The following is a 26,385-nucleotide window of genomic DNA, read 5'->3' as shown; positions in this document are numbered from 1 at the left end:
GCGCGCGTTCAGCGGTAGACGTCGGTCCAGAGCTCGGCGGCATCCGGCTCGGGATCATGCTGGGCGAAATCGGCGGAGGCGTTGACGATGTCGCGCACCTCGGCGTCGATCGCCTTGAGGTCGGCCTCGCTGACCTTCGCGGCCAACAGGCGGTTGCGCACCTGCTCGATCGGGTCCTGATCGTGACGGACCTTCTCGACCTCCTCGCGTGTGCGATATTTTGCAGGATCGGACATCGAGTGCCCGCGGTAGCGATAGGTCTGCATCTCCAGGATGAAGGGCCCCTTGCCGGCGCGGCACCAGGCCGCCGCCTCCTCGCCCGCAGCCTTGACGGCGCGGACGTCCATCCCGTCGATCTGCTTGCCGGGGATGTTGAAGGACGCGCCGCGCTTGGAGAAATCCTGCTGCGCCGAGGCGCGCGAGACCGAGGTGCCCATGGCGTAGCGGTTGTTCTCGATGACGTAGATCACCGGCAGCTTCCAGAGCTCCGCCATGTTGAAGCTCTCGTAGACCTGGCCCTGGTTGGCCGCGCCGTCGCCGAAATAGGTGACGCTGACATTGTCGTTGCCGCGATAATGATTGGCGAAGGCGAGGCCTGTGCCGAGCGAGACCTGGGCGCCGACGATGCCGTGGCCGCCGTAGAAGTGCTTCTCCTTGCTGAACATGTGCATGGAGCCGCCCTTGCCCTTGGAATAACCGCCGCGGCGGCCCGTGAGCTCGGCCATGACGCCGTTGGCATCCATGCCGGTGGCAAGCATGTGGCCGTGATCGCGATAGCCGGTGATGACCTGATCGCCCTCCTTCAGGGCCATCTGCATGCCGACCACTACGGCCTCCTGGCCGATATAGAGGTGGCAGAAGCCGCCGATCGCGCCCATGCCGTAGAGCTGGCCGGCCTTTTCCTCGAACCTGCGGATCAGGAGCATGTCGCGGAGCGCCTTGAGCTCCTGCTCCCTCGTGAATTCCGGAGGCGAACCGCCGTCGGTCTTGTCCTGTGGAGGGCTTGCGGCGGCTTTCTTGGGTGCGGCCATAGGAATTCCGGGTCAGAGAAAACTTGTGCCCTCTCTAACCCAACTCAAACGCCCTTGGAAAGCACCGCGGCAGCATGCCACGACTTTCATTATGCCGCACTGCAACGTGGTCGAAATATTGGAAAATCTTTGGCGCCGATCGGGCAACAAATCTACGCGTCACGATGCGGCGATATGACCAGCTCAAGAACGATGCACCATGCCGATCCCAGTCGTCGAAGTGGACGGCGCCGGACATGGCGCCGCCCTCTCCGCATTCCCGATCAGAAGAAGCCGAGCTTCTTCGGGCTGTAGCTGACCAGGAGGTTCTTGGTCTGCTGATAATGATCGAGCATCATCTTGTGGGTCTCGCGACCGACGCCCGACTGCTTGTAGCCGCCGAACGCTGCGTGGGCGGGATAGGCGTGGTAGCAATTGGTCCAGACCCGGCCGGCCTGGATCGCCCGGCCGAAGCGGTAGCAGCGGTTGGCATCGCGGCTCCAGACGCCGGCCCCGAGGCCGTAGAGCGTGTCGTTGGCGATCTCGAGCGCCTCGTCGTCGGTCTTGAAGGTCGTGACCGAGACCACGGGGCCGAAGATCTCTTCCTGGAAGATCCGCATCTTGTTGTGGCCCTCGAACACGGTCGGCTTGACGTAGAAGCCGCCGGCGAGATCGCCGCCTAGCTCGGCCCGTCCGCCGCCTGCGAGCACCTTGGCGCCCTCCTGCTTGCCGATGTCGATGTAGGACAGGATCTTCGCCAGCTGCTCGCCGGAGGCCTGCGCGCCGATCATGGTGGTCGCATCGCGCGGGTCGCCCTGCGTGATCGCGGCAACGCGCTTCAAGGCCCGCTCCATGAAGCGGTCATAGATGTCGGCATGGACCAGCGCGCGGCTCGGACAGGTGCAGACCTCGCCCTGGTTCAGCGCGAACATGACGAAGCCCTCGATCGCCTTGTCGAAGAAATCGTCGTCCTCGGCGGTGACGTCCTTGAAGAAGATGTTGGGCGACTTGCCGCCAAGCTCCAGCGTGACGGGGATGAGGTTCTGGCTGGCGTACTGCATGATCAGCCGGCCCGTCGTGGTCTCGCCGGTGAAGGCGATCTTGGCGATGCGCGGGCTCGAAGCCAGCGGCTTGCCGGCCTCGAGGCCAAAGCCGTTGACGATGTTGAGCACGCCCGGCGGCAGGATGTCGGCGATGATCTCGGCCCAGACCATGATCGAGGCCGGGGTCTGCTCGGCCGGCTTCAGCACCACGCAATTGCCGGCAGCGAGCGCGGGCGCGAGCTTCCAGCAGGCCATCAGCAGCGGGAAGTTCCAGGGGATGATCTGGCCGACCACGCCGAGCGGCTCGTGGAAATGATAGGCGATGGTGTCGTGGTCGATCTCGCCGATCGAGCCTTCCTGGGCGCGCACCACACCGGCGAAATAGCGGAAATGGTCGATCGCCAGCGGCAGGTCGGCGGCGCGGGTCTCACGAATCGGCTTGCCGTTGTCCCAGGTCTCGGCGATGGCCAGACGCTCCAGATTGTCTTCCATGCGATCGGCGATCCGGTTCAGGACCGCGGCGCGCTCGGCGACGCTGGTGCGGCCCCAGGCCGCCTTGGCGGCATGCGCCGCATCGAGGGCCGCCTCGACGTCCTGCGCGTCGGAGCGCGCGATCTTGCAGACGACCTGACCGGTCACCGGCGAGGCGTTGTCGAAATATCTGCCGGAGATCGGCGCGACGAACTTGCCGCCGATGAAGTTGTCATAGCGTTCGGCGAAGGGAACTTTGGTGACGCTGAGGAATTCCACCTTGTTCATTGATCACTCCCGTTGATTGCTGTTTGCGCAATTCGTCGCGTGTTCACGACTTGCGCCGACGATGTCGCGGGAGGTGATCTCTGTCAGCCCGGCGGGAAGCGATGGCGGAGCGGACCTGTCGCAGTTCTGCGACAGTGATCGTGTCCCGGACGCGCTGCAACGCTCTTCGCGTTGCTGCGCAGAGCCGGGACCAGAGGCGGCACGGGAGGTATGCGGAGACATGGGCCCCGGCTCAGCAGCGCACCACGTCGCAAGGGCGACGCGCTGCGCTGCGTCCGGGGCACGAGATCGGAGTTTGCGTAAACCGCGGCTCAGTGGTTCAGCTCGAACCGCTTCAGCTTTCGATGCAACGTGGCGCGGCTGATGCCGAGGGCCTTGGCGGCCGCCGAGACATTGCCGCCGGCGCGGAGCAATGCCCGTTGCACCACCGCGCGCTGACCGCCGGCAAGATGATCGTGCGCGGTGTCGCCGCCGAGCAGATCGGCTGCGGGCATCGGCCGCAAGGGCCGGCCGGGGGCGATTCCGAGCGCCGCCCGGGCAGAGCGGGTCGCACCGATCACGAGATCGTCCGCATCGACCGCGACGAGGCCGCCGCCTTGGCCGTCCCCGGCTTGCGTCAGCACGATGCGGGCATGGGCGAACGCCTTGCGGAACAGATCGGCCTCGATCCGCTTGGCCGCCTCGCCCGCCGCAAGCGCGATCAGGCTGGAGAACGCGTCGGTGCGGTCGGCGCGGCAGGAGGAGACGTCGAGCACGCCGGCGAGCGCGGCCTCATGGTCGTAGATCGGAACGGCGGTGCAGCTCAGCAGCGTGTTGCGGGCGAAGAAATGCTGGTCGCGGTCGATCGTCAGCGCACGCTGCTCGACGAGGCAGGTGCCAATGCCGTTGGTGCCTTCATGCTCCTCGCTCCAGAGCGCACCGGTCCACAGGCCCCAGGACTGAAACGTGGCGTCGTCCGCCGGCATGCCGCGACGGTCGACCGGCACGCCCTCGCCATCAGCGAGCAGCACGCAGCAACCGCTGGCGCCGACGGCCTGATAGAGCCGGTCCATCGCGCCTTGCGCGGCTGCCAACAGCGGCGCGACGCGCTCGCGCGCCCGGTACAGTTCGGCTTCGGTCAGCCGCATCGGCGAGGTGCGGCCGCCGGGATCGAGATGGTGCAATCTGGACGAACGGCGCCACGAAGCCACGAGCGCGGATCGTGCCGCCTGGCCTGACGCGATGGCGGCCTCGACACGGGCCGCGTGATGCCGGGGCATTGACCCATTCATCACAGTTTCCTCCGGATGACAGACTAGAACGTGCCGGCGCCACCCGTTTGATCTGCGTCAACTTCGGCGAGCGCTGCACAAGCCATGAGCCCGCCGCGGTGCCGTCGTCAAGGCAGCCAGCCGGTTCCAGACTTACGACCTTCGAAGGAGCATGGCGCAAGGAGGCCGGATTTCGGCAGCGGCTTTCGCGCCGGTTTCGCAATGCGCGAAAAACGCTACTTCGCCGGGATCATCCGAACGAGATCGCGTGGATTGACATAATCGAGCTGGAAGCGCGCCCGCTCGTCCAGCATATCGGGATCGATCCGCTCGGACCGCAGCAGCGACACCCGCTGCTCGCTCCTGACGCGTTCGCGCTTGAGCTGGGCCAGTTCGCTGGTCAGCGCGATGATCTCCTGGTCGAGCTCCTGGCGGGCGTTGAGGCCGTATTTGCCGGTATAGGCGTTGACGCCGAAATAGCCGACGATGGCGGCCGCCATCGCGTAGAGGGCAAGTCCGGTCAGGATCGATTTCAGGCGCGCGCGGGAGACCATGCTGGGAAGATGGGACAGGTTGGTTAAGGGAGTGCTAAAAGCACCCTGCCCGCGCCACGCTACCAGCCCCTCATGGTGAGGAGGCGGGGAGCGCCGTCTCGAACCATGAAGGCCCAGATCGCGCCCGCGGCCATCCTTCGAGACGACCGCTTCGCGGTCTCCTCAGGATGAGGACCTCAAGCGTGGCCGCGGGTCATTCAGGCTCAGCCCTGATTCTTCGCCACGTGCGCGGCGAAGGCGTCGATGTATTGCTGCAGCACCGTCTTCAGGGAGTCCTTGGTCAGGCTGCCGTCCGCGCCGAAGGCATCGCCGACGCCGTTGAGGTAGATTTCCGGCTGCTGCAGCAGCGGACCGGAGATGCCCGGCAGGATGTTCTGCAGATGCTTGGCCGCGCTGACGCCGCCGAGCGGTCCCGGCGAGTTTGAGATGATGCCGACCGGCTTGCCGAGCAGCGAGCTCTTGCCATAGGGGCGCGAGGCGACGTCGATGGCGTTCTTGAGGACGCCCGGGATCGAGCGATTGTATTCGGGGGTGACGAACAGGACGCCGTTCGACTTCTGAAGCTTGTCGCGGAAGGCCAGCCAGTCCGCGGGCGGCGCACCCTCGAGATCCTGATTGAAGAACGAGATGCCGGCCGGCGTGATGACCTCGAGCTTCAGCGAGTCGGGCGCGAGCTTGGCAAGCGCGTTGGCGATCTTCAGCGAAAAGCTTTCCTTGCGCAGGCTGCCGGCGATCGTGACGATATTGTAGGCCATGAGATGTCCTTGAACCTTGAGGGAGGGTGCCGACAGCACTTAAGCGATCCGGCCAGATGGATGCAAGTGCATGAACCGGCCCGAATTGGAAACGCTGCGTTTCGCGAAAGCAGATGCTGGTCCAAACAATCGGGCCGCCAAGCGGCGGCCCGGTTCTTGCGCGCCGATGCTGACCCAGCTCAGATCGTCGGATTCCAGGCCGACGGGATCAGGCGATATTTGGCGCCGTCCTTCACGACATGACCAACCGAGGGGAAGGTGAAGTGGAAGCCGACCACCGTCGCCTTCTCCGCTGCCGCCATATCGTAAAACTTGTGACGCGTCTGCTGCGCCATCGCTGCGTCCATGTCGAACATGACGTGCCAGTCCGGATTGCGCAGGAAGAATTCCGGGATGTTGGTGACGTCGGACTGGATCAGCACCTTGGCATCGCCCGAGGCAACCGCGAACGAGGTGTGGCCGGGCGTATGGCCCGGCGTTGCGATCGAGGTGATGCCCGGCGTGACCTCCTTGCCCCATTCGTACTTGGTCACCTTGGACTCGATGCCGGCGAAGATTTTCTTCACGTTGGCGAAATTGGCCTTCAGCCCCTGATTGGACTCGGCCTTGGCGGCGTTGTCCTCACTGGTCCAGAACTCCCATTCCTTGCCCGGCACCATGATCTCCGCGTTCGGAAAGGCAAGCGCGCCGTCGGCGAGGCGAACGCCGTTGATGTGGTCGCCGTGGAAATGCGACAGCAGCACGACGTCGATGGCCTTGGGATCCACACCGGCGGCAGCAAGGTTCTGCAGCGTGCGGCCGACGGCGCCCTTGCTCGCCTCTAGATTCGCAACGCCGTTGCCGGTATCGATCAGCACCAGCTTGGAGCCGGTATTGATGAGCTGCGGGTTGAACGGGATCGTGACCATGCCTTTCGGCATGTAGGCCGCCTCTCCTGCGGCCAGCGCTTCCTCCTTCGGAATATTGGCGACGAACCTGTCCGGCATCGGAAAGGTGCGCGCGCCGTCGTTGATCGAGGTGCACTCGAAGCTGCCGACCTTGTAGCGATAAAAGCCCGGCGCCTGCGTCCCCGCCTGCGGCGCTGCGGCCTTGGCGGCGGTCGGTCCAAGCCCGGCCGCGGCCGCTGCACCGAGGGCGGCGGCGCCTGCGAGCAGATGACGGCGATTGAGATCGGTCATGGAAGGTCCCCTTCTGAGCGCTTTGCGATTTTTCCGCCTGCAATGGCGGCGGAATTTAATCTCGCGCTGCGCGCAGAAGGCAAGACCTTATCCTTCGGTGACCTGCCGCCCTAGATCACGATTATTTATTCGGGTTGATGAGGAATTTTTCGCCGGTGGCGCGTTTGGCGTACACGGCGATGTTGGCGGGATCGAGCGCCTCGGCCAGCGAGATCACCTTGGTGTAGTGACTGGCGAATGTGGTCTTGAGCTCGGACGCCACGCGCTGGCGCAGGCGGCCGATCTCGGCCGGACCGATCTTCTGGAGGAACGGCGTCAGCAGCCAGCCGCCGACGCCCCAGGTCAGACCGAACGACCGGCTCAATTCGGTCGGCCGATTGTCGAGGCTGCCGTAGATATAGACCTGTTTGTACACGTTGGAGCCGTAGCGGCTGTATTCCTTCGCGGTCTTGTTGGCGGCGACTTCCATGGCGGTCAGGATCTGGCTGGCCAGCTTGCCGCCGCCGATGGCATCGAACGCGATGGTGGCGCCGGTCTCGACCAGCGCATTGGTGAGATCGTCCGTGAAGCTTGGCGCGCTGGAATCCACGATGTACTTGGCGCCGATCTTGCGCAGGATATCGGCCTGCTCCTTGCTCCTGACGATGTTGACGAGGCCGATGCCGTCCTTGATGCAGATCTTGTTGAGCATCTGGCCGAGATTGGACGCAGCCGCGGTATGCACGAGCGCCTTGTGGTTCTCGCGCCGCATCGTCTCGGTCATGCCGAGCGCGGTCAGCGGATTGACGAACCAGGACGCGCCGTCGGCGGCCGTGGTGCCCGCCGGCAGCTCCATGACGTCGCGGACCTTCAGCACGCGGTACTGCGTGTACATCGCGCCGCCGATCATCGACACTGTCTTGCCCATCAGGGCTTTCGCCGCGTCCGACGAGCCGGTCCGGATCACCGTGCCGGCGCCCTCGTTGCCGACCGGCAGCGACTGGTCGAGCCGGCCTCCCATCATCCGCATCGCCGCCTCCGGCATCGTCGCGGTGATGACCGGCATCTCCTTGGTGCCGGAGGCTTTGGCGGCCGACATGTCGGCCGGCCCGATCAGGAGACCGAGATCGGAGGGGTTGATCGGCGTTGCCTCGACGCGGACGACGACCTCGTCGTCGGCCGGCTCCGGCGTCGGGACGTTCACGAGGGACAATTCCAGCTCGCCGCTCTTCTTGAGCAGCGAACGCAGCTGCAGTCCGGTCTTGCCGTCGCTCATGTCGGTCCTCCCCTGTGTTTGGTCAAGCGCCGGCTTATGCCAGCGCCTTCAGTGCCGCCTTGCCGCCGTAGAGCGCCTGCTTGCCGAGCTGCTGCTCGATGCGCAGGAGCTGATTGTATTTGGCGGTGCGGTCGGAACGCGCAAGGGAGCCGGTCTTGATCTGACCGCAATTGGTGGCGACCGCAAGGTCGGCGATGGTGGAATCCTCGGTCTCGCCGGAGCGGTGCGACATCACCGAGGTGTAGCCGGCCTTGTGCGCCATCTCGACGGCGGCGAGCGTCTCGGTCAACGTGCCGATCTGGTTGACCTTGATCAGGATCGAGTTGGCGCGGCCGGCCTTGATGCCGTCGGCGAGGCGCTTGACGTTGGTGACGAACAGGTCGTCGCCGACCAGCTGGCACTTCTTGCCGACGAGGTCCGTGAGCTCCTTCCAGCCGTCCATGTCGTCTTCCGACATGCCGTCCTCGATGGTGACGATCGGATAGCGCGAGACGAGGTCAGCCAGGTACTTGGCCTGCTCGGAGATCGAGCGGGTCTTGCCCTCGCCTTCATAGACGTACTTGCCGTCCTTGAAGAACTCGGTCGAGGCGCAGTCGAGGCCGAGCACGATGTCGCTCCCGGCCTTGAAGCCGGCCTTGCCGATCGCGTTCATGACGAAGTCGAGCGCGGCGTCGGCCGACGGCAGGTTCGGCGCAAAGCCGCCCTCGTCGCCGACATTGGTGTTGTGGCCGGCCTTCTTCAATTCGGACTTCAGCGTGTGGAAGACTTCCGCGCCGTAGCGCAGGCCCTCGGCAAAGGACGCGGCGCCGACCGGCAGGATCATGAATTCCTGGAAGTCGATCGGGTTGTCGGCATGCACGCCGCCATTGATGATGTTCATCATCGGCACCGGCAACAGGCGCGCCGAGGTGCCGCCGACGTAGCGGTAGAGCGGCATGTCGAGCGAGTTCGCGGCCGCCTTGGCGCAGGCCAGCGAGACGCCGAGAATGGCGTTGGCGCCCAGCCGGCTCTTGTTCGCCGTGCCGTCGAGGTCGATCATGATCTGGTCGATCTGGGCCTGCTGCTCGACATCGAGGCCGCTGAGGGCCTCGAAGATCTCGCCGTTGACGGCGCCGACCGCCTTGCTGACGCCCTTGCCGAGATAGCGGGCCTTGTCGCCGTCGCGCAGTTCCACCGCCTCATGGGCGCCCGTCGAGGCGCCGGAGGGCACGGCAGCGCGGCCGAGCGCGCCATCCTCCAGCACGACATCGACCTCGACGGTGGGATTGCCCCGGCTGTCCAGGATTTCGCGGCCGATGATGTCGATGATGGCGGTCATGAGAGCCTCATTTCGAGAAACAAAGGGTGGCAGTTGGCGGTGCTTCTACCGCAATGCATCGACGTGGAAAAGGCCGGGTGACGGCCGCCGGATGATTGGGTAAGAGGGCCGCTCGGAGGCGGACTGATGTCGAAAAAGCCCAGCAAATCGAAGTACTCAAGCCTTGACCCGGCTGCCTTGCAGCTTGGCCACGCCGTGGAATGGCCGGATGCGCCCGAAAGGGCAAAGCTCGACCGCGTGCCCAATCCGCAAAAGGGCACCGACTATCTGGTGCGCTTCACCGTGCCGGAATTCACCTCGCTCTGTCCGGTCACGGGCCAGCCGGATTTCGCGCATCTGATGATCGACTACGCGCCGGGTGCCTGGCTGCTGGAGTCGAAATCGCTCAAGCTCTACATCGCAAGCTTCCGCAACCACGGCGCCTTTCACGAGGACTGCACCGTGATGATCGGCAAGCGCATCGCGAGCGAGATCAAGCCGAAATTCTTGCGCATCGGCGGCTATTGGTATCCGCGCGGCGGCATTCCGATCGACGTGTTCTGGCAGACCGGCCGCGTGCCCAGGGGCCTGTGGGTGCCCGAGCAAGGCGTCGCGCCCTATCGCGGACGGGGTTGAGAACGAGGTGAGCGGCTAAGCGCCCCTCTCGTCAGAGCACCGTAGACCAATTCCTCCGTAGACTTGGGCATTTTAGGCGCCCGCGATGTAAGCGACGCTCAGATCTTGCAGCCGCACGGAATGTCCGCCGACCATTCGTCAAGGCTTAGCTTTTCTGTGCCGAGCCTTGACCGCCCTTGCGCTTGACTTCCTGCTCTTCGTATTGCGCCTTGACCGTAGGATCTGTTGTGTCGCCCGCGACGGTATCGGCTTCATCGCCATCCAAACCCGGCGCGGACTTGATCGCACCCGCAATGTCTTTCATTTGCGAACCCTTGCGGATGAATGACTTCAGATACGCATCCAGCTTGCCTTTACCGGGCTCTTCGAGTTCTTCCGTCAAAGCGGCGAGGTATTCGTCCTTATCCGTCGCCGACCAGTCGATGCCGATCCCCGCGCGGCGCGCAAGCTCGGCATGGATCAGCATGATGGTGCGGCCATTACCATCGAGGAAAGGATGACCGTAGGCGAGATAACCCATCACTTCGCCAGGCTTCTCCGCCATGAAGGCTTTGTCTTGTCCCTTATCCAGCGCGTAGTCGATCGATCTGCGAATGTCGTCGGGATGAGCGAAGAAGATTGCACCCTTCTTCACGTGGATGTGGGGCGCGTTGGTGTGTCGATCTTCTCCAGCCCATGGAAATACGGCCCCGAAGAGCGTTTCGTGCGTTCTTAGAACGTCGTCATAGTTCAAAGAAGGCCGCGCCTCGAGGTGATCCAAGGCCGCATCGATGCCGGTCAGGAAAGAATTGTGCAGAAGACGTTGAACGATTTCGGGGTCCTTGGCCTTTGCAACGTTGCGCAAATAGCCGCGCGTCGCGAAATCCCCGAATGGATCAAACGTCACGGACGCCTTTCGCGAAGATAGCGCGCCTGAAGGCGCACGGCCTGGACACGATCCAAAATCCCGGCGCGCTGAAGCGCCACGATGGTATTCTCGATGGGATCGAAATTCACGTCGTCGCCGGAGAGCCGTGTAACGTGATGGGCAAAGACATCGTTCGGCGTCACGACCACTGCTACGTTGTTGGCGGTCGCCAACCGCTGGATGACGCCAGCAGTGTAGTGGGGCTTGGTCGCGGAACGTTGGGCGGACATGGATTCTCCCTGCCTCCAATATAGTATGCCGAGCCCTGAAAATCCACTAAGTTGCAGCGCACTGGCCGGCTTTCCGAGCCCATAAGCCCATGCAACAACTCAAGATTTCAGCCACGTTGATCCGAGGCGAACGTCTTCCAGAAGGCCGAGACAGACGACAAAACGCACGACCAGATTCGCGCTCGACGTACTGGCGATGATGCGCCTTATCTCGCTCAGTGAAAGCGTTTGCCAGAAGCCGCTGCTTGGCGATGACCCTCTGGTCGAAAAGGCCGAGGAATGTCTGAAACAGCAATTTGCCGACGACGAAGCGCCGACCTGTGCTGTCTGGCGTGATCCGGTCGAGGATGTAACAGACTTCGTTCGCTCGACCTTTTCCGGTCCGAATATCGCGCTTCCCGAAACTGCCGTCGTGCATGCTACTTGGAGACGGATGACCTTTCCCAGGGACGTTTGCCGTTGGCATCTCTGTCCCAAGGACGCGTGGTCGGGGCGTTCTTTTCCTCGGCAGCCGCTTTCGCGCGGTCAGCCTGCACCTGCTCGCGATCGGTCACCGGCGGCTTGGGCTGGGCTTGAGACGTCTGCGCGGCGACCGGAGCCATGGCGAGCAGCGCGGCGATCAGGAACTTTGTCATGCCCGGCTGTAGCACGCCGGCGGCGCGACGTCCGATTTAGTTGGGTTCCGGTACCCTTTCGTCAGGTGCGCGCATCCGACGGCGCCCGCGGCTTGAGCAGCCGGGCACAGACAACGCCCAGCACCACCATGATCCCTGCGCTCGCGAACAGGGTCGGGACCTTGCCGGCGTGCTGCAGCCCGAAACCATAGGCGAGCGGGCCCACGGTCTGCCCCATGAAGAAGAAGAACGAATGCAGCGACAGCGCGGTGGCGCGCGCCTCGACCGAGAGCTCGCTGGCGAAGACCTGCAGACAGCCATGGGCGATGTAGAAGCCCCATCCCATCACGATGAGATTCAGTGCCTGCACTTCCCAGCGCGGACCGAACGCGACGGCGACGAGCTGCGAGGCCACCAGCGCCATGCCTGATATCATCATGCCCTTCACCCCCAGCCACGGCAGCAGGCGCGACACCGTCAGTGTGTAGAAAAGGCCGCCGACCGCAAAGCCGGCGATGACGATGCCGGCGATCGACAGCGAGGTCTGGCCGAGCTCGAACAGGAACGAGGCGATGTAGGGAAACAGGCCGAGCACGCAGCAGCCTTCGATGAACACCGCCGAATAGCAGACATAGGCATTCGGGTTGGTGAAGATGGTGCGATAGCCGGCCTTCAGCGCCGACAGGCTCGTCTGCGGCGGAGGCTGGACCTTGGCGCCGCGAAAGCCGGCCGCGACCGCGATCGACGCCACGATCACGAGCCCGCCGAGCACCGCGAGCACGCCGCGCCAGCCGAGGAAATCACCGATCAGGCCGGAGGCCGAGGCGCCGAGCAGATTGCCGGTCATGGCGCCGGCGAGCGTGCGGCTGATCGCAACCTGGCGCTTTTCGGGCCCGACGAGATCGCTGGTCAGGCTGAGTGCGACCGGAAACACGCCGCCCGAGCCGATGCCGGCGAGGATGCGAGTCGCGAACAGAACCGAGAACGAGGTCGCGAATGCGCCCAGGATGTTGGCGAGGCCGAGCAGCGCGAGGCAGAAGATCATCAGCCGCGTCTTGCCGAACAGGTCGGCGGCAGCGCCGATGATCGGCTGGATGATCGAGAAGGTGAAGGCGAACACCGCGGCAAAGCCCGCGGCGGTGGCGATACTGACGTTGAAATCCTCGGCGACGTGCGGCAGCACCGGATCGAGCGCGCGCGCCGACAAGGCCGCGGCGAAGCTAGCGCCCGAGATGACGTAGAGCGCTGCCGGCAAGCCGTGATCCTGCGCCCGCGCCTCGCCTTGCTGCATCAGCGCGGGTTCTTTGCCAGCGCGTCGAACGCCATCAGTCTGGCGATCAGCCCCTCGAACTCGCGCAGCGGTACCATGTTGGGCCCGTCGGAGGGCGCGCGATCAGGATCGGGATGGGTCTCGATGAAGACGCCGGCAACGCCGACCGCGACCGCAGCACGGGCGAGCACCGGCACGAATTCGCGCTCGCCGCCTGACGAGGTCCCCTTCCCGCCCGGCTGCTGCACCGAATGGGTGGCATCGAAGATCACGGGCGCGCCGGTGGTGCGCGCGAGGATCGGCAGCGCGCGCATGTCGGAGACCAGAGTGTTGTAGCCGAACGACACCCCGCGCTCGGTGACGAGCACGTTGGGATTATCAGCACTCGTGATCTTGGTGACGACGTTCGCCATGTCCCACGGCGCCAGGAACTGGCCCTTCTTGACGTTCACGACCTTGCCGGTCGCGGCCGCAGCCAGCAGCAGATCGGTCTGCCGGCACAGGAAGGCGGGGATCTGCAGGATGTCCACGGCCTGCGCCACCTCGGCGCATTGCGTGGCCTCATGCACGTCGGTCAGGACCGGCAGGCCGAGCGAGGCGCGGATTTCGGCGAAGATCGGCAGCGACTGCGAAAGGCCGAGGCCGCGCGCAGCCGAGGCGCTGGTGCGGTTGGCCTTGTCGAACGAGGTCTTGTAGACGAGGCCGATGTTCAGCCGCGCAGCGATCTCCTTCAGCGCGGAGGCGACCTCCAGCGCATGCTGACGGCTTTCGAGCTGGCAGGGTCCGGCAATGATCGAGATCGGCAGATCATTGCCGAATTTGACCTTTCCGATGCTGACGACCGGCGCCGCTGAATGCGAAGAGCTCAAGGCAAATCCCTCGTTTCGGCGCGACCATAGCCGCGATGAGGGTCGGATCAACCCTATTCGGCCCGGACCGTTCGAATATCAGGGTTGCGCCAGAGTTCCGCGCCGCGGCCAGAACTATCGCAACGGAGCGAGAGAGCCTCCCCTTCGTCATGGCCGGGCTCGTCCCGGCCATCCACGCCTCGCGACACAGCACTAAGAACGTGGATGCCCGGGCCCTCGCCGCGCCGAAGCGGCTTCGGCCGCGCAGGCGGGACAAGCCCGGGCATGACGACCGATTGTGACGGTCCAATTGCGACAGCCCTGAGCGCGGCAAGGATCGCTACTTCACCGCCGAGAATGCGGTCGGCGTCAGGATCTGGCTGACGATGTTGCCGACGATCTGGCCGTCGGCTTCGCTCTCGGCGCGGGCTTTCATCCAGTCCGGATCGGTCATGAACGCGCCCCACTTCTTCTCGCGCTCGGCGAGCGAGTCCCAGGCCAGGAAATAGGTCAGCTCCTGGTTCGATTCACCAATCAGCGTCGTGAAGAATCCGGCCTGCTTGATGCCGTGCTTCTCCCAGATCTTCAGCGTGGCGGTCTCGAACCGCTTCAAGAGCGCCGGCAGCCGGCCGGGCACGCAGCGATAGACGCGCATTTCGTAGATCATTGCAGTTCACTCCCCTTGTTGTTCTTGCGGGGCGGAGTTGTCGCAACAAATTGCATGCGCGTCAAAGACGGGCGAGCCGGCTACACCAATCGGCTCTGCACCATCGCCGCCTGAATGAACGAGGCGAACAGCGGATGCGGCTCGAACGGGCGCGACTTCAGCTCGGGATGGAACTGAACGCCGATGAACCAGGGATGGTCCTCGTACTCGACGATTTCAGGCAGCACCCCGTCGGGCGACAGGCCTGAGAATTTCAGGCCGTGCTGCTCGAGGCGGTCCTTGTAGGCGGTGTTGACCTCGTAGCGATGGCGGTGGCGCTCGGAGATCTCGGTGGCGCCGCCATAGACCTGCGAGACGCGGCTGCCACGGCTCAGCGCCGCAGGGTATGCGCCAAGCCGCATCGTGCCGCCGAGATCGCCGGCCTGTGAGCGTTTCTCGAGCTCGTTGCCGCGCAGCCATTCCGTCATCAGGCCGACCAGCGGCTCCTTGGTCGGGCCGAACTCGGTGGAATTGGCGTCCTCGATGCCGACCAGGTTTCGCGCCGCCTCGATCACCGCCATCTGCATGCCGAAGCAGATGCCGAAATACGGCACGTCGCGCTCGCGCGCGAACTGCGCCGCCTTGATCTTGCCTTCCGCGCCGCGCTGGCCGAATCCACCAGGGACGAGGATGCCGTTGACGTGCTCGAGGAACGGCGCGGGATCTTCCTTCTCGAAGATCTCGCTCTCGATCCAGTCCAGATTGACTTTGACCTTGTTGGCGATGCCGCCATGCGAGAGCGCCTCGATCAGCGACTTATACGCATCCTTCATGCCGGTGTATTTGCCGACGATGGCGATGGTGACGTTGCCCTCGGGGTTGCGCACGCGCTCGTTGATCTCCTGCCAGCTGCGCAGCTCCGGCGGAATCCGCGAGGCGATGCCGAAGGCGGCGAGCACCTCGTCATCGAGGCCCGCATTGTGATAGGCCTCGGGCACCGCATAGATGTTGTCGACGTCGCGCGCCTCGATCACGGCGCTTTCGCGCACGTTGCAGAACAGCCCGAGCTTGCGCCGCTCCTCCTTCGGAATCTCGCGGTCGGTGCGGCAGAGCAGGATGTCCGGCTGGATGCCGATCGAGCGCAGCTCCTTCACCGAGTGCTGCGTCGGCTTGGTCTTCAATTCGCCGGCGCTCGGAATGTAGGGCAGCAGCGTCAGATGGATATAGACGGCGTGATCGCGCGGCAGCTCGTTCTTGAGCTGGCGGATCGCCTCGAAGAACGGCAGGCCCTCGATGTCGCCGACCGTGCCGCCAATCTCGACTAGGACGAAGTCGTAGTCGTCGTTGCCGTCGAGGACGAATTCCTTGATCGCGTTGGTGACGTGCGGAACCACCTGGATGGTCGCGCCGAGATAATCGCCGCGACGCTCCTTGGAGATGATGTCCTGGTAGATGCGCCCGGTCGTGATGTTGTCGGCCTTGGTCGCCGGCCGCCCGGTGAAGCGCTCGTAGTGACCGAGATCGAGATCGGTCTCCGCGCCGTCATCGGTCACGAACACTTCGCCGTGCTGGTACGGCGACATCGTTCCGGGATCGAGATTGAGATAGGGATCGAGCTTGCGGAGGCGGACCTTGTAGCCCCGGGCCTGCAACAGCGCACCGAGTGCCGCCGAAGCCAGACCCTTGCCGAGCGAAGAAACCACGCCGCCGGTGATGAATATGTACCGCGCCATGGGACTTAACCTCTAATCCCCTACATTCGATTCGCCAAAGCGATTCGTATTCCGCCCCAAAGATTCTGCGGGCCTGTGGGTGAGCCAAAACTAAGAGTGGTGACAGTGCCTTGATGGGGATTGTTGATGCAGGACGGTAGCAGCCGCCCTGCATGGCCCCCCTGCTTTATTGCGAGCGCGGCACCTGTGGGCCGGTCGGAGCCGGCGCCTGCTGCTGCTCGTCCGCCTTCTTAAGCGAATCCAGGATGCCCCCGGAGGTCGGCGGCGCGATCGGCGATCCGCCGGCCGGCTGGCCCTGCGACGCCGGCGTGCCGATGATCGACGACGGAGCGCGGCTGTAGCCGGCGTGCCAGGACAGGAACATGCTGGTGAGGAAGAACCCGGCGGCCAGAATCGCGGTGGTTCGCGTCAACAGGTTCGCAGTGCCGCGGCTCGACATGAAGCCCGCGCCGCCGCCCATGCCAAGGCCGCCGCCTTCCGACTTCTGGAGCAGGACGGCGCCGATCATCACGGCGACGATCATGAGATGGATGACGATGACAACGGTCTGCATAGTGCCCTTCCGTCACAAGCGGGCGGCGCCTGACGTCGGCCGATCGCGCTTCGCGGGTTTTCCTGAAGTTGCGCGGTGTTACACGATCGGAGGGGGCATTGCCACCCCCGATCGGGTCCGGATTAGCGCTTTGGATTTAGCTAGGGGCAGCCCTTGGCAATCGCAAGGAAATCGGCCGCCTTCAGGCTGGCACCGCCGACCAGAGCTCCGTTGACGTTGCTCACCGCCATCAGCTCGGCCGCATTCGAGGGCTTCACCGAGCCGCCGTAGAGGATGCGCATCCCGCTACCTTCGGCCTTGAACCTGGTGGTCAGGAGTTCCCGGATAAACTCATGAATCTGCTCGACATCCTTGGCCGTGGGGGTCAGGCCGGTGCCGATGGCCCAGACCGGCTCATAGGCCACGACGAGATTCGCGGCGGTCGAGCCATCGGGAAGCGAGCCCCCGAGCTGCCCGCGCAGAATCTCCAGGGTCTGGCCGGCGTCGCGCTGCCCCTGCGTCTCGCCGACGCAGACGATCGCTGTCGCGCCGGCGCGCCAGGCCGCCTCGGCCTTTTGGCGGATCAGGGCATCACCCTCGCCGTGATCGGCGCGGCGCTCGGAATGGCCGACGATGATGGCGCTCGCCCCCGCATCCACCAGCATTTCCGCGGCAATATCGCCGGTATGCGCGCCGGAGGCCTTGGGATGGCAATCCTGGGCCCCCACCGCGACGTTCTTGCCGCGCGCCTTCTCGGCGAAGGCCGCAATCAGGGTCGCGGGCGGGCAGACCAGCAGATCGGCCTTGCCGGTCACCCCGGCCGCGCCGTCGAGCATGGCCTCGAACTCGGCGGCCTGTGGCTTCAGGCCGTTCATTTTCCAATTGCCGGCGATCAGGGGGCGGATGGCGTCGGTCATGTCAATTCCCAGCAAAATGAGGTTTGTGCATGCGCTAGCAGAGGACCTGCCGCAGTTCCAGATTCTTGTTTTGACGCGTTTTCCAGACCCGAACCGGGTCCACTTCGCTCGAAAACGCTTTGGGGCTTTTCACCGCAGCCGCAAGCAGTCCGAGGACCCGAGGTTGCGGGGGGAAAGCCGCCACTTTATGATGATGGATCAATTTGGTGACGCGCTTTTGCGGAATCTGCATTAAGACGCGCTCCCGTTCCCCTCCTGCTCAGACAAGTTGGACCAAATGCTTCGAGGAATGCGCAAGGCCTCATCAAACTGGCTCGGCAAGATCATTATGGCCGTGGTGATGGGCGTGTTGATCATCAGTTTCGGCGTTTGGGGCATTGCCGACATCTTCAAGGGCTTCGGGCAGTCCACGGTGGCCAAGGTCGGCGGCACCGAGATTTCGCTCAACGAGTTCCGCCAGATCTACACCGACCGCCTGCAGCAGATCGGCCGCCAGGTCGGCCGGCCGCTGACGCCCGACCAGGCCCGCGCCTTCGGCCTCGACCGCCAGGTGCTGCAGCAGACCATCGCGGAAGCTGCCCTCGACGAGGAGGCGCGCCGGCTCGGGCTCGGTCAGTCCGATGACCAGATCCGCCAGCTCATCATGAACGACCCCAACTTCAAGGGTGTCGGCGGCAATTTCGATGCGAGCCGCTTCCAGGCCCTGATCCGCAATTTCGGCTATACCGAGCAGCGCTACGTGTCCGAGCAGCGCAAGGTGTCGCTGCGCCGGCAGATCACCGGCACGATCGGGGCCGGCCTCGAGCCGCCGAAGGCCATGATCGACGTGCTGACGCGATACCAGAACGAGCAGCGCGCCATTGAATTCGTCAGGCTCGATGCCGCCCAGGCAGGCCAGATCGACGCGCCCTCGCCCGAGGCGCTCGCGGCCTATTTCGAGGATCACAAGGTCCAGTTCCGCGCGCCCGAATATCGCAAGATCGCCTTCGTGGTGGTCTCGCCGGAAGAGATCGGCAAGTGGAGCGAGGTATCGGACGAGGACGCCAGGAAGGTGTTCGAGCAGCGCAAGGACCGGCTCGGCACGCCGGAGAAGCGCCAGATCCAGCAGATCGTCTTCCCCAACGCCGCGGAAGCGCAGGCGGCCCGGGAGCGCCTCGTCGGCGGCATGTCGTTCGAGGACCTCGGCAAGGAACGCGGGCTGAGCGCCTCCGATATCGACCTTGGCCTCGTCAGCAAATCTTCGCTGGATACGGCGGTCGGCGAAGCCGCCTTCGCGCTTCCCGCCGGCGAGATCAGCCAGCCGATCCAGGGCGCGCTCGGCACGTCCATCGTCAAGGTCGACAAGATCGAGCCGGGCAAGGAGGCCGACTACGCCAGCGCGGGCGGCGACATCAAGCGCGAGATCGCGATCGAGCGCGCGCGCGTCAAGGTCAATGATCTCCGCGACAAGATGGAAGACGAGCGCGGCGGCGGCGCCAGCGTGATCGAGGCGGCGCAGAAGCTCGGGCTCAGCGCCGTCACCATCGACGCCGTCGACCGCTCCGGCCGCGCCCCGAACGGCCAGCCGGTCGCCAACATCCCGCAGGGCCTCGACGTGGTGTCGCAGGCCTTCAGCACCGATGTCGGCGTCGACAACGACTCGATCTCGTACAAGGGCGGATATGTCTGGTACGACGTGCTCGCCATCACGCCCTCGCGCGACCGCAATCTCGACGAGGTCCGCGACCAGGTCGAGGCGCGCTGGCGCCAGGACCAGATCGCGACCAAGCTCAAGGCCAAGGCGAGCGAGATGGTGAAGAAGCTCGAAGCGGGCGGCAAGCTGGCCGACGAAGCCGCCGCCATCGGCGCCAAGGTCGAGACCGCGACCGGCTTCAAGCGCGACGATACGCCCGCCAGCGTGCCTGCAGCAGTGGTGGCGGCCGCCTTCCGCGCCGCCAAGGATGGCGTCGGCCAGACGCCGGTGACCGGCGGCACCGAGGTCATCGTCTTCCGCGTCACCGATATCGTCGATCCCGCGGTCGACGCTGCCTCCGACGCGGTCAAGAAGCTGAAGGAGACCCTCGACCGGGCCCAGACCGAGGAGCAGGTCGCCTCCTACGTCAACAAGCTTGAAACCGACATCGGGACCACCATTAATCAGGCCGCCTTCGCGCAGGTGACCGGCGCGAACCAGTGAGTTGAAAGCACGCGATGGACGACCTGAAATCGATCATTGGAAAAGTGGCGACCGGCGCCAGCCTGTCGCGTGACGAAGCCGCAGCCGCCTTCGACGCCATGATGAGCGGCGAGGCCACGCCCTCGCAGATGGGCGGTCTGTTGATGGCGCTCAGGGTGCGCGGCGAAACCGTGGACGAGATCACCGGCGCGGTCGCGGCGATGCGCTCCAAGATGCTGACCGTCGCGGCACCGCCGGACGCCGTCGACATCGTCGGCACCGGCGGCGATGGCTCCGGCTCGGTCAACGTCTCGACCTGCGCCTCCTTCATCGTCGCGGGCGCCGGCGTGCCGGTGGCCAAGCACGGCAACCGCGCGCTGTCGTCGCGCTCGGGCGCCGCCGACGTGCTGGCCTCGCTCGGGGTCAAGATCGATCTGAAGCCGGAACAAGTCGGCCGCTGCGTGCGCGAATGCGGCATCGGCTTCATGTTCGCGCCCGCCCACCATCCCGCCATGAAGAACGTCGGCCCGACCCGGGTCGAGCTCGCGACGCGCACGATCTTCAATCTGCTCGGCCCCCTGTCCAATCCGGCTGGCGTGAAGCGGCAGATGGTCGGGGTCTTCTCCAGGCAGTGGGTGCAGCCGCTGGCGCAGGTGCTGAAGAACCTCGGCTCCGAATCCGTCTGGGTGGTGCACGGCTCCGATGGTCTCGACGAGATCACCCTCACCGGCCCGACCTTCGTCTCCGCGCTCCACAACGGCGAGATCCGGAGTTTCGAGGTGACGCCGGAAGACGCCGGCCTGCCGCGCTGCGAGCCCGGCGCGCTCAGGGGTGGCGATGCCGACGCCAATGCGATCGCGCTGCAAAGCGTGCTCAATGGCAAGCCGAGTGCCTACCGCGACGTAGCCTTGATGAATGCCGCCGCCGCGCTGATCGTGGCCGGGCGCGCCAAGGACCTCAAGGAGGGCGTTGCGATCGGCACCAAGTCACTCGACAGCGGCGCGGCGAACATGCGCCTGAAGCACCTGATCGCGGTCTCGAACGGCTGAGCCTGACATGTCGGATATCCTGACCAAGATCGAAGCCTACAAGCGCGAGGAGATCGCCGCCGCCAAGCGCGCGCAGCCGCTGTCTTCGGTCGAGGCAAAGGCCAAGGCGCAAGAGGCGCCGCGCGGCTTCGTGCGCGCGATCAAGGCCAAGCACGCGAGCGGCGATTACGCGCTGATCGCGGAGGTGAAGAAGGCTTCGCCCTCGAAAGGCCTGATCCGCGCCGATTTCGATCCGCCGCAGCTCGCCAGGGCCTATGAAGCGGGCGGCGCGGCCTGCCTGTCGGTGCTGACCGACACGCCCTCGTTCCAGGGCCATCTCGACTTCATGGTCGCTGCGCGTGCCGCGACCGCCCTGCCGGTGCTGCGCAAGGATTTCATGTTCGACACCTATCAGGTGGTCGAGGCTCGCGCGCACGGCGCCGATTGCATCCTGATCATCATGGCGGCGCTCGACGATGCCGCCGCCCGCGATCTCGAGGATGCAGCGATTGCCTATGGCATGGACGTGCTGATCGAGATCCACGACCGCGCCGAGCTCGACCGGGCGCTGAAACTTCGTTCGCCGATGATCGGGGTCAACAACCGCAATCTTCGCACCTTCGAGACCACGCTCGCGACCAGCGAGGCCTTGGCGCCGCTGATCCCGGCGGACCGTCTGATGGTCGGCGAGAGCGGCATCTTCACGCCCGCCGATCTCGCCCGGCTCGAGCGCGTCGGCATGACGACCTTCCTGGTCGGGGAGAGCCTGATGCGGCAGGCCGACGTCACCGCGGCGACGCGCACGCTGCTGGCGCGCGAGAGTGCGGCCCGCGCGACGGGCACGCGCTGAGATGGCGCGCAAGGCTTCGAAGGCCAAACCGGCCAAGACCCAACGGACCAAGACCGGCCCCGCCCTCACCCATATCGGCGCCTCCGGCGAGGCGCGCATGGTCGACGTGTCGGACAAGCCGGCCACCGAGCGGCTCGCGGTCGCGGAAGGCCGCGTCGTCATGACCAAGGCGACGCTCGACCTGATCGTGTCAGGCAACGCCAAGAAGGGCGACGTGCTCGGCACCGCGCGCATCGCGGGGATCATGGCCGCCAAGCGCACCTCGGAGCTGATCCCGCTGTGCCATCCGCTCGCGCTGTCGAAGGTCATCGTCGACGTCGAGCCCGACGCAAAGCTGCCGGGCTGCCTCGTCCGCGCCAGCGTCAAGGTGACCGGACCGACCGGCGTGGAGATGGAGGCGCTCACCGCGGTGTCGGTCGCCTGCCTCACCATCTACGACATGATCAAGGCGGTCGACCGCGGGGTGCGCATCGAAGGCATCCATCTGGTCGAGAAGCTCGGCGGCAAGTCCGGCCATTACCGCGCCTGAACCGCGCTCGTTTCAGCGACCCGGCTCGCGCGACGCGCATCGCTTGCTTTTGCCTGCGACAATTCATGCTTCGTTAACCTCGCTTCCTAACTTCGCCTCCATACCGTCCCCGTAAACCGACGGGTGTTCTCAGGGCCAGAAGTTGATCCTGAGGTGTGCGCGGCAATGATCGGCATGAAGACAGGATTCGGCAGTCGCTTCTTTGACCAGGCCTTCGTGCGCAGCGGACCGATCCGCTGGCTGGTGGTGGGCGGCACGCTGCTGATCGCGGCCATCGCCATAGGCTCCGTCCTGATGGCGCAGAATTTCCGCGACCGGGCGCTGCGCAACTCCAGCCGCGAGCTGGAAAACACCGTGCTGATGCTTGCGCATCACTTCGACCAGCAATTGCAGGATTTCGCGGTCATCCAGAAAGACTTCGTCGATCACGCGCGTTCGATCGGCGTATCGAGCGTCGCGGACTTCCGTGCGCGCCTCTCCGGTCAGGACGTGCACCGGATGCTGCGTTCGAAGATCGAGGCGCTGCCCTATATCGGCGGCGTCAACATCATCGATGCCGAAGGCAACCTGATCAATTCATCGACGACGTGGCCGGCTCCCAAGGTCAACGTGGCCGACCGCGCCTATTTTCGCACCTTCAGGTACGACCCCAATTCGCCCGACGTCTTGATCGAGCCATTGCACAGCCGCATCTCCGGTGCCTGGACCGTCTTGGTGGCACGGAGGATCGTCGGGCCCAACGGCGAATTCCTAGGTGTCGTCGGACGCGGTATCGAGCCCGCCAATTTCGAAAGGTTCTTCGCTTCCGTCGCGCTCGGCGAAGGCGCGACGATCTCGATGCTGCATCGGGACGGCACGCTGCTCGCCCGTTATCCCCATTCCAGCGAATTGATGGGACGAAACTTCAAGACCGGTGAGTTCGAACAGCAGCGGGTTTTCGGGCTCGATCATTTCGCCGGCCGTTTCACCAGCCCCATCGACGGCGAAGATCGACTGATCTCCTCGCGCGCATTGCCCAATTTCCCGATCCTGATGATGGCCACCACGACGCGTGCCGCGGCCCTGACCGACTGGCGCGAGCAGATCGGCATGCTGGTCTCGGTCGCCGCCGCCTCCGCACTCGCCATCGCAGGCGTGCTGATCGCGGTCGTGCGCAAGCTGCTGGAGCAGCATCGCGCCTCGCGCGAGCGGCTGACTCTGGAGAAGCAGCGGCTCGACCGCGCCGTCAACAACATGACGCAGGGTCTGCTGCTGTTCGACGCCGAGCAACGGCTGGTGGTCTGCAACCAGCGCTACATCGAAATGTACGGATTGTCGCGCAAGATCGTGAAGCCCGGCTGCAGTTTTCACGACATCATCGCCCATCGCAAGGCAACCGGCTCGTTCACGGGCGACGTCGGCGCCTACGTCGCACGCGTGCTGAAGGACATCCACACGCGCAACTCCATGGTGGTCGAGACCTCCGACGGCCGCTCGATCCACATCCTCAACGAGCCGCTCGCGGACGGCGGCTGGGTGGCGACCCATGAGGACATCACCGAGCGCCGCCGCATCGAGGAGCGCATCACGCACCTCGCCCTTTACGACGCGCTGACCGATTTGCCCAACCGCGCCATGTTCCACGAGCATCTGCGCAACGAGCTGGCCGCGGCCGGCAATGGCGAAGAGATCGCGGTGCACTATATCGACATCGACGAGTTCAAGGGCGTCAACGACGCACTCGGCCACCTCGTCGGCGACGAATTGTTGAAATCGGTTGCCGCAAGCCTGCGCCGCTGTGCGGGCCCGGCGGATTTCGTGGCGCGGCTCGGCGGCGACGAATTCGCCGTGGTCCAGAGCGCGGTGGCCTCACGAGACCAGGTCGACGAACTCGTCGCGCGGGTGTTCGCGGCCATCCGCACGCCGTTCGACTGCATGGGCCATCATCTCACCACCGACGCCAGCATCGGCATCGCGCTCGCGCCGGAACACGGCACGGTGCTCGACCAGATCCTCAAGAATGCGGACATGGCGATGTACGCCGCCAAGTCCGCCGGACGCCGCACCTATCGCTTCTTCGAGCCGGAGATGGATGCCAAGGTGCGCGAGCGCCGGCAGCTCGAAGGCGACCTGCGCCACGCCATCGCCCAAGGAGGCCGCGAAGGAGGCCTCGAAGTCTATTACCAGCCCTGCCTCAGCCTGAAGGACGACCGCATCACCGGCTGCGAGGCCCTGGTGCGCTGGCGCCATCCCGAGCGCGGCATGGTCTCGCCGGCGGAGTTCATCCCGATCGCCGAAGATACCGGCCTGATCAACGAGATCGGCGAATGGGTGCTGGCGACGGCCTGCCGGGACGCCGTGAGCTGGCCCGACGACATCCGCCTCGCGGTCAACGTCTCGCCGGTGCAATTCAAGAGCGGCACCCTGGCCCTGAAGATCATGGCGGCGCTCGCCGCCTCGAACCTGCCGGCGAGCCGGCTCGAGCTCGAGATCACCGAGGCGGTCCTGATCCGCGACGACGATGCCGCGCTCGCGATCCTGCACCAGCTCCGCGCCATCGGCGTCCGCATCGCGCTCGACGATTTCGGCACCGGTTACTCGTCGCTGAGCTACCTGCACCGCTTCCCGTTCGACAAGATCAAGATCGACCGCTGCTTCGTCGAGGACATCGCCCGCCCCGATGGCTCCGCCAGCATCGTCCAGGCCGTCGTCAACCTGGCGGCCGCGCGCCGCATGACCACCACGGCCGAGGGCGTCGAGACCGAGGAGCAGCAGCGCCTGCTGCGTGCGCTCGGCTGCTCCGAGATGCAGGGCTATCTGTTCAGCGCCGCCAGGCCCGCCGACAAGATGCTGGAGCTGTTCGCGCTGCATCGCAGCCGGCTGGCCCAGCGCGAAGGCAGCGGCAGCCGCCGCCGCGGGACGGGTTAGCGCCGATGCAGCCCTGCAGCCTACCGGTCACCGAGACCGCCCAAACGAAATCGCCCGGAAGTGCCGATGCACTCCCGGGCGATATCAAGCTCTGAAAGTCGCAAAACCTAGTTCGGCACCGCGCCCTTCGATGCGCGTTTCGCCGCAACCGCGTTCGCGGTGACGCCGTGCAGGAAGTCGTAGGCCGCGTGCAGCGCCTTGTCGTCCTTCTCTTCCGGCGGAACGTAAGACTGTGACCCCGTCTGCTCGCCACCCTCGCCGGCCGACAGATGTCCGCGCATCTGGGACTCCGCCATGGTGTCCATGCGGCCCTTCAGCTCGGGCGGCACGTCCTGCAGAATCTCGATGTCGGGGGCGATACCCTGGGCCTGGATCGAGCGGCCCGACGGCGTGTAATAGCGCGCCGTCGTCAGCGCCAGCGCGCCATTGCCGGACCCGAGCGGAATGATCGTCTGCACCGAGCCCTTTCCGAACGAGCGCGTGCCGATGATCGTGGCGCGCTTGTGGTCATGCAGGGCGCCGGCCACGATCTCCGAGGCCGAGGCCGAGCCGCCATTGATCAGCACCACCAGCGGCTTGCCCTTGGTGAGGTCGCCGCCATGGGCGGTGAAGCGCTGCGTCTCCTCCGGACTGCGGCCGCGGGTCGAAACGACCTCGCCGCGTTGCAGGAACGCGCTCGACACCGACACCGCCTGGTCGAGCAGACCGCCCGGATTGTTGCGCAGGTCCACGACGTAGCCAGTGAGCTTCTCCGGCGACACCTGCTTGGAGATCGACGCGATCGCCTTCTTCAGGCCGTCGGTGGTCTGCTCGTTGAACGAGGTGATGCGGATATAACCGATGTCGCCGTTCTCGACCCGGAAGCGCACCGGGCGCACATGGATGATCTCGCGCGTGATCGCCACTTCGAGCGGCGCGTCCGCGCCCTTGCGCATGATGGTGAGCTTGGTCTTGGTATCGACCGGGCCCTTCATCTTGTTGACGGCCTGCTCGAGCGTCATGCCCTGCACCGCCTCGCCGTCGATCTTGCTGATGAGGTCACCGGACATCAGGCCGGCCTTCGAGGCGGGCGTATCGTCGATCGGCGAGACCACCTTGACGAGGCCGTCTTCCATCGTGACCTCGATGCCGAGGCCGCCGAACTCGCCGGAGGTGGTCTCCTGCATCTCGGTCCAGGCCTTTGCATTCATGTAGCGCGAATGCGGATCGAGCGAGGTCACCATGCCGGTGATCGCGCCCTCGATCAGCTTGGCATTGTCGGGCTTCTCGACATAGCTCGCCTTCACGCGCTCGAACACCGAGCCGAACAAATTGAGCTGGGAATAGGCGTCGTCCGCGCTCGCCGCCGCCCGTGCCGCCCAGACACCGCCGTGCGGACTGGCCACAAGAAGGGTGAGACACGCTCCGGTGAGCGCGCCCAGAGGGAACAGCAGGGATTTCCGCATGGATGGGCTTGCCTTCTTGCTTGGCGGTTCGCTTCGA

General features: G+C 65.2%; 25 protein-coding genes. 6 read left to right on the top strand and 19 right to left on the bottom strand.

Annotated elements, in window-relative coordinates:
- Positions 1-8: 8 nt before the first annotated feature.
- The 8 genes from pdhA to eno all read right to left on the bottom strand — a co-directional run bounded on the left by pdhA (position 9) and on the right by eno (position 9,122).
- Complete coding sequence (pdhA, locus tag K410_RS0118165) at positions 9-1,031, bottom strand: pyruvate dehydrogenase (acetyl-transferring) E1 component subunit alpha (RefSeq protein WP_028136210.1); 1,023 nt, start codon at positions 1,029-1,031, stop codon at positions 9-11.
- Positions 1,032-1,294: 263 nt separating this feature from the next.
- Positions 1,295-2,812, bottom strand: a complete 1,518-nt coding sequence (gene adh / locus K410_RS0118160) for an aldehyde dehydrogenase (protein ID WP_028136209.1) — start codon at positions 2,810-2,812, stop codon at positions 1,295-1,297.
- 311 nt (positions 2,813-3,123) lie between these two features.
- On the bottom strand, positions 3,124-4,083 hold the full coding sequence (locus K410_RS0118155; RefSeq protein ID WP_028136208.1) for a GAF domain-containing protein: 960 nt from the start codon (positions 4,081-4,083) through the stop codon (positions 3,124-3,126).
- Between the two features lie 215 nt (positions 4,084-4,298).
- Positions 4,299-4,616, bottom strand: a complete 318-nt coding sequence (locus tag K410_RS0118150) for an FtsB family cell division protein (RefSeq protein WP_028136207.1) — start codon at positions 4,614-4,616, stop codon at positions 4,299-4,301.
- Between the two features lie 203 nt (positions 4,617-4,819).
- A complete protein-coding gene (locus tag K410_RS0118145; RefSeq protein ID WP_028136206.1) occupies positions 4,820-5,371 on the bottom strand; it encodes an NADPH-dependent FMN reductase in 552 nt (183 codons plus the stop codon).
- A gap of 179 nt (positions 5,372-5,550) precedes the next feature.
- Complete coding sequence (locus K410_RS0118140; RefSeq protein ID WP_028136205.1) at positions 5,551-6,549, bottom strand: MBL fold metallo-hydrolase; 999 nt, start codon at positions 6,547-6,549, stop codon at positions 5,551-5,553.
- Between the two features lie 121 nt (positions 6,550-6,670).
- The gene (locus K410_RS0118135) at positions 6,671-7,804 is read right to left on the bottom strand and encodes a zinc-binding dehydrogenase (RefSeq protein ID WP_028136204.1); all 1,134 of its coding nucleotides are present in this window, start codon (positions 7,802-7,804) and stop codon (positions 6,671-6,673) included.
- Between the two features lie 34 nt (positions 7,805-7,838).
- Positions 7,839-9,122, bottom strand: a complete 1,284-nt coding sequence (gene eno, locus K410_RS0118130; RefSeq protein WP_028136203.1) for a phosphopyruvate hydratase — start codon at positions 9,120-9,122, stop codon at positions 7,839-7,841.
- A gap of 126 nt (positions 9,123-9,248) precedes the next feature.
- On the opposite strand from eno, the gene queF reads away from it, so the two are divergent.
- Entirely contained in the window at positions 9,249-9,737 is a 489-nt protein-coding gene (queF, locus tag K410_RS0118125) for a preQ(1) synthase (RefSeq protein ID WP_028136202.1), read from the top strand.
- A 145-nt stretch (positions 9,738-9,882) separates the two neighbouring features.
- Here queF and K410_RS0118120 read toward each other — a convergent pair whose 3' ends face one another.
- From K410_RS0118120 to K410_RS39610, 10 genes are all read right to left on the bottom strand, one after another.
- Positions 9,883-10,623 carry a Fic/DOC family protein gene (locus K410_RS0118120; RefSeq protein WP_028136201.1) on the bottom strand — a complete coding sequence of 247 codons (741 nt, stop codon included), beginning with the start codon at positions 10,621-10,623 and terminating at the stop codon, positions 9,883-9,885.
- A complete protein-coding gene (locus tag K410_RS0118115) occupies positions 10,620-10,874 on the bottom strand; it encodes a hypothetical protein (RefSeq protein ID WP_028136200.1) in 255 nt (84 codons plus the stop codon). Before K410_RS0118115 ends, K410_RS0118120 begins: the two co-directional genes overlap by 4 nt.
- 419 nt (positions 10,875-11,293) lie before the next feature.
- Positions 11,294-11,509: a hypothetical protein gene (locus K410_RS0118110; RefSeq protein WP_028136199.1), complete on the bottom strand. Its 216-nt coding sequence runs from the start codon at positions 11,507-11,509 to the stop codon at positions 11,294-11,296.
- A gap of 61 nt (positions 11,510-11,570) precedes the next feature.
- The gene (locus K410_RS0118105) at positions 11,571-12,779 is read right to left on the bottom strand and encodes an MFS transporter (protein ID WP_028136198.1); all 1,209 of its coding nucleotides are present in this window, start codon (positions 12,777-12,779) and stop codon (positions 11,571-11,573) included.
- Entirely contained in the window at positions 12,779-13,627 is an 849-nt protein-coding gene (gene kdsA, locus K410_RS0118100) for a 3-deoxy-8-phosphooctulonate synthase (RefSeq protein WP_028136197.1), read from the bottom strand. Before kdsA ends, K410_RS0118105 begins: the two co-directional genes overlap by 1 nt.
- A 319-nt stretch (positions 13,628-13,946) precedes the next feature.
- Positions 13,947-14,273 (bottom strand): NIPSNAP family protein, encoded by a 327-nt coding sequence (locus tag K410_RS0118090; RefSeq protein ID WP_028136196.1) that lies wholly within the window; start codon positions 14,271-14,273, stop codon positions 13,947-13,949.
- Between the two features lie 80 nt (positions 14,274-14,353).
- Entirely contained in the window at positions 14,354-15,985 is a 1,632-nt protein-coding gene (gene pyrG, locus K410_RS0118085; protein ID WP_028136195.1) for a CTP synthase, read from the bottom strand.
- Positions 15,986-16,151: 166 nt separating this feature from the next.
- The gene (gene secG / locus K410_RS0118080; protein WP_028136194.1) at positions 16,152-16,538 is read right to left on the bottom strand and encodes a preprotein translocase subunit SecG; all 387 of its coding nucleotides are present in this window, start codon (positions 16,536-16,538) and stop codon (positions 16,152-16,154) included.
- 140 nt (positions 16,539-16,678) lie between these two features.
- Positions 16,679-17,434: a triose-phosphate isomerase gene (tpiA, locus tag K410_RS0118075; protein WP_028136193.1), complete on the bottom strand. Its 756-nt coding sequence runs from the start codon at positions 17,432-17,434 to the stop codon at positions 16,679-16,681.
- Positions 17,435-17,468: 34 nt separating this feature from the next.
- On the bottom strand, positions 17,469-17,666 hold the full coding sequence (locus tag K410_RS39610) for a hypothetical protein (protein ID WP_155253470.1): 198 nt from the start codon (positions 17,664-17,666) through the stop codon (positions 17,469-17,471).
- A gap of 45 nt (positions 17,667-17,711) precedes the next feature.
- Here K410_RS39610 and K410_RS0118065 point away from each other — a divergent pair, with 45 nt between their 5' ends.
- The 5 genes from K410_RS0118065 (at position 17,712) to K410_RS0118045 (ending at position 24,903) form a co-directional block, all read left to right on the top strand.
- The gene (locus K410_RS0118065) at positions 17,712-19,610 is read left to right on the top strand and encodes a peptidylprolyl isomerase (RefSeq protein ID WP_028136191.1); all 1,899 of its coding nucleotides are present in this window, start codon (positions 17,712-17,714) and stop codon (positions 19,608-19,610) included.
- A 14-nt stretch (positions 19,611-19,624) separates the two neighbouring features.
- Complete coding sequence (trpD, locus tag K410_RS0118060; protein ID WP_028136190.1) at positions 19,625-20,638, top strand: anthranilate phosphoribosyltransferase; 1,014 nt, start codon at positions 19,625-19,627, stop codon at positions 20,636-20,638.
- Between the two features lie 7 nt (positions 20,639-20,645).
- Positions 20,646-21,467, top strand: a complete 822-nt coding sequence (gene trpC, locus K410_RS0118055; protein ID WP_028136189.1) for an indole-3-glycerol phosphate synthase TrpC — start codon at positions 20,646-20,648, stop codon at positions 21,465-21,467.
- A 1-nt stretch (position 21,468) separates the two neighbouring features.
- Positions 21,469-21,996 carry a cyclic pyranopterin monophosphate synthase MoaC gene (gene moaC / locus K410_RS0118050; protein ID WP_028136188.1) on the top strand — a complete coding sequence of 176 codons (528 nt, stop codon included), beginning with the start codon at positions 21,469-21,471 and terminating at the stop codon, positions 21,994-21,996.
- A gap of 174 nt (positions 21,997-22,170) precedes the next feature.
- Positions 22,171-24,903, top strand: coding sequence for a bifunctional diguanylate cyclase/phosphodiesterase (locus K410_RS0118045; protein ID WP_028136187.1), 2,733 nt, complete (start codon positions 22,171-22,173; stop codon positions 24,901-24,903).
- A 107-nt stretch (positions 24,904-25,010) separates the two neighbouring features.
- On the opposite strand, the gene K410_RS0118040 is transcribed toward K410_RS0118045, so the two are convergent.
- The gene (locus K410_RS0118040) at positions 25,011-26,348 is read right to left on the bottom strand and encodes a S41 family peptidase (protein WP_028136186.1); all 1,338 of its coding nucleotides are present in this window, start codon (positions 26,346-26,348) and stop codon (positions 25,011-25,013) included.
- Between the last annotated feature and the right edge of the window lie 37 nt (positions 26,349-26,385).

Origin of the sequence: Bradyrhizobium sp. 22, assembly GCF_000482425.1 — a bacterium.
Taxonomy (GTDB): domain Bacteria; phylum Pseudomonadota; class Alphaproteobacteria; order Rhizobiales; family Xanthobacteraceae; genus Bradyrhizobium; species Bradyrhizobium japonicum_B.
Note: the sequence above shows the minus strand (reverse complement) of the source record. Positions and strands in the feature narration are given on the sequence as shown.

What these genes read in the sequence shown, in the direction of transcription:
- pdhA (WP_028136210.1), bottom strand. Translation starts at nt 1,031, where the DNA reads ATGGCCGCACCCAAGAAAGCCGCCGCAAGCCCTCCACAGGACAAGACC.
- adh (WP_028136209.1), bottom strand. Translation starts at nt 2,812, where the DNA reads ATGAACAAGGTGGAATTCCTCAGCGTCACCAAAGTTCCCTTCGCCGAA.
- K410_RS0118155 (WP_028136208.1), bottom strand. Translation starts at nt 4,083, where the DNA reads ATGAATGGGTCAATGCCCCGGCATCACGCGGCCCGTGTCGAGGCCGCC.
- K410_RS0118150 (WP_028136207.1), bottom strand. Translation starts at nt 4,616, where the DNA reads ATGGTCTCCCGCGCGCGCCTGAAATCGATCCTGACCGGACTTGCCCTC.
- K410_RS0118145 (WP_028136206.1), bottom strand. Translation starts at nt 5,371, where the DNA reads ATGGCCTACAATATCGTCACGATCGCCGGCAGCCTGCGCAAGGAAAGC.
- K410_RS0118140 (WP_028136205.1), bottom strand. Translation starts at nt 6,549, where the DNA reads ATGACCGATCTCAATCGCCGTCATCTGCTCGCAGGCGCCGCCGCCCTC.
- K410_RS0118135 (WP_028136204.1), bottom strand. Translation starts at nt 7,804, where the DNA reads ATGAGCGACGGCAAGACCGGACTGCAGCTGCGTTCGCTGCTCAAGAAG.
- eno (WP_028136203.1), bottom strand. Translation starts at nt 9,122, where the DNA reads ATGACCGCCATCATCGACATCATCGGCCGCGAAATCCTGGACAGCCGG.
- queF (WP_028136202.1), top strand. Translation starts at nt 9,249, where the DNA reads ATGTCGAAAAAGCCCAGCAAATCGAAGTACTCAAGCCTTGACCCGGCT.
- K410_RS0118115 (WP_028136200.1), bottom strand. Translation starts at nt 10,874, where the DNA reads ATGTCCGCCCAACGTTCCGCGACCAAGCCCCACTACACTGCTGGCGTC.
- K410_RS0118110 (WP_028136199.1), bottom strand. Translation starts at nt 11,509, where the DNA reads ATGACAAAGTTCCTGATCGCCGCGCTGCTCGCCATGGCTCCGGTCGCC.
- K410_RS0118105 (WP_028136198.1), bottom strand. Translation starts at nt 12,779, where the DNA reads ATGCAGCAAGGCGAGGCGCGGGCGCAGGATCACGGCTTGCCGGCAGCG.
- K410_RS0118090 (WP_028136196.1), bottom strand. Translation starts at nt 14,273, where the DNA reads ATGATCTACGAAATGCGCGTCTATCGCTGCGTGCCCGGCCGGCTGCCG.
- pyrG (WP_028136195.1), bottom strand. Translation starts at nt 15,985, where the DNA reads ATGGCGCGGTACATATTCATCACCGGCGGCGTGGTTTCTTCGCTCGGC.
- secG (WP_028136194.1), bottom strand. Translation starts at nt 16,538, where the DNA reads ATGCAGACCGTTGTCATCGTCATCCATCTCATGATCGTCGCCGTGATG.
- tpiA (WP_028136193.1), bottom strand. Translation starts at nt 17,434, where the DNA reads ATGACCGACGCCATCCGCCCCCTGATCGCCGGCAATTGGAAAATGAAC.
- K410_RS39610 (WP_155253470.1), bottom strand. Translation starts at nt 17,666, where the DNA reads ATGCAGATTCCGCAAAAGCGCGTCACCAAATTGATCCATCATCATAAA.
- K410_RS0118065 (WP_028136191.1), top strand. Translation starts at nt 17,712, where the DNA reads ATGCTTCGAGGAATGCGCAAGGCCTCATCAAACTGGCTCGGCAAGATC.
- trpD (WP_028136190.1), top strand. Translation starts at nt 19,625, where the DNA reads ATGGACGACCTGAAATCGATCATTGGAAAAGTGGCGACCGGCGCCAGC.
- trpC (WP_028136189.1), top strand. Translation starts at nt 20,646, where the DNA reads ATGTCGGATATCCTGACCAAGATCGAAGCCTACAAGCGCGAGGAGATC.
- moaC (WP_028136188.1), top strand. Translation starts at nt 21,469, where the DNA reads ATGGCGCGCAAGGCTTCGAAGGCCAAACCGGCCAAGACCCAACGGACC.
- K410_RS0118045 (WP_028136187.1), top strand. Translation starts at nt 22,171, where the DNA reads ATGAAGACAGGATTCGGCAGTCGCTTCTTTGACCAGGCCTTCGTGCGC.
- K410_RS0118040 (WP_028136186.1), bottom strand. Translation starts at nt 26,348, where the DNA reads ATGCGGAAATCCCTGCTGTTCCCTCTGGGCGCGCTCACCGGAGCGTGT.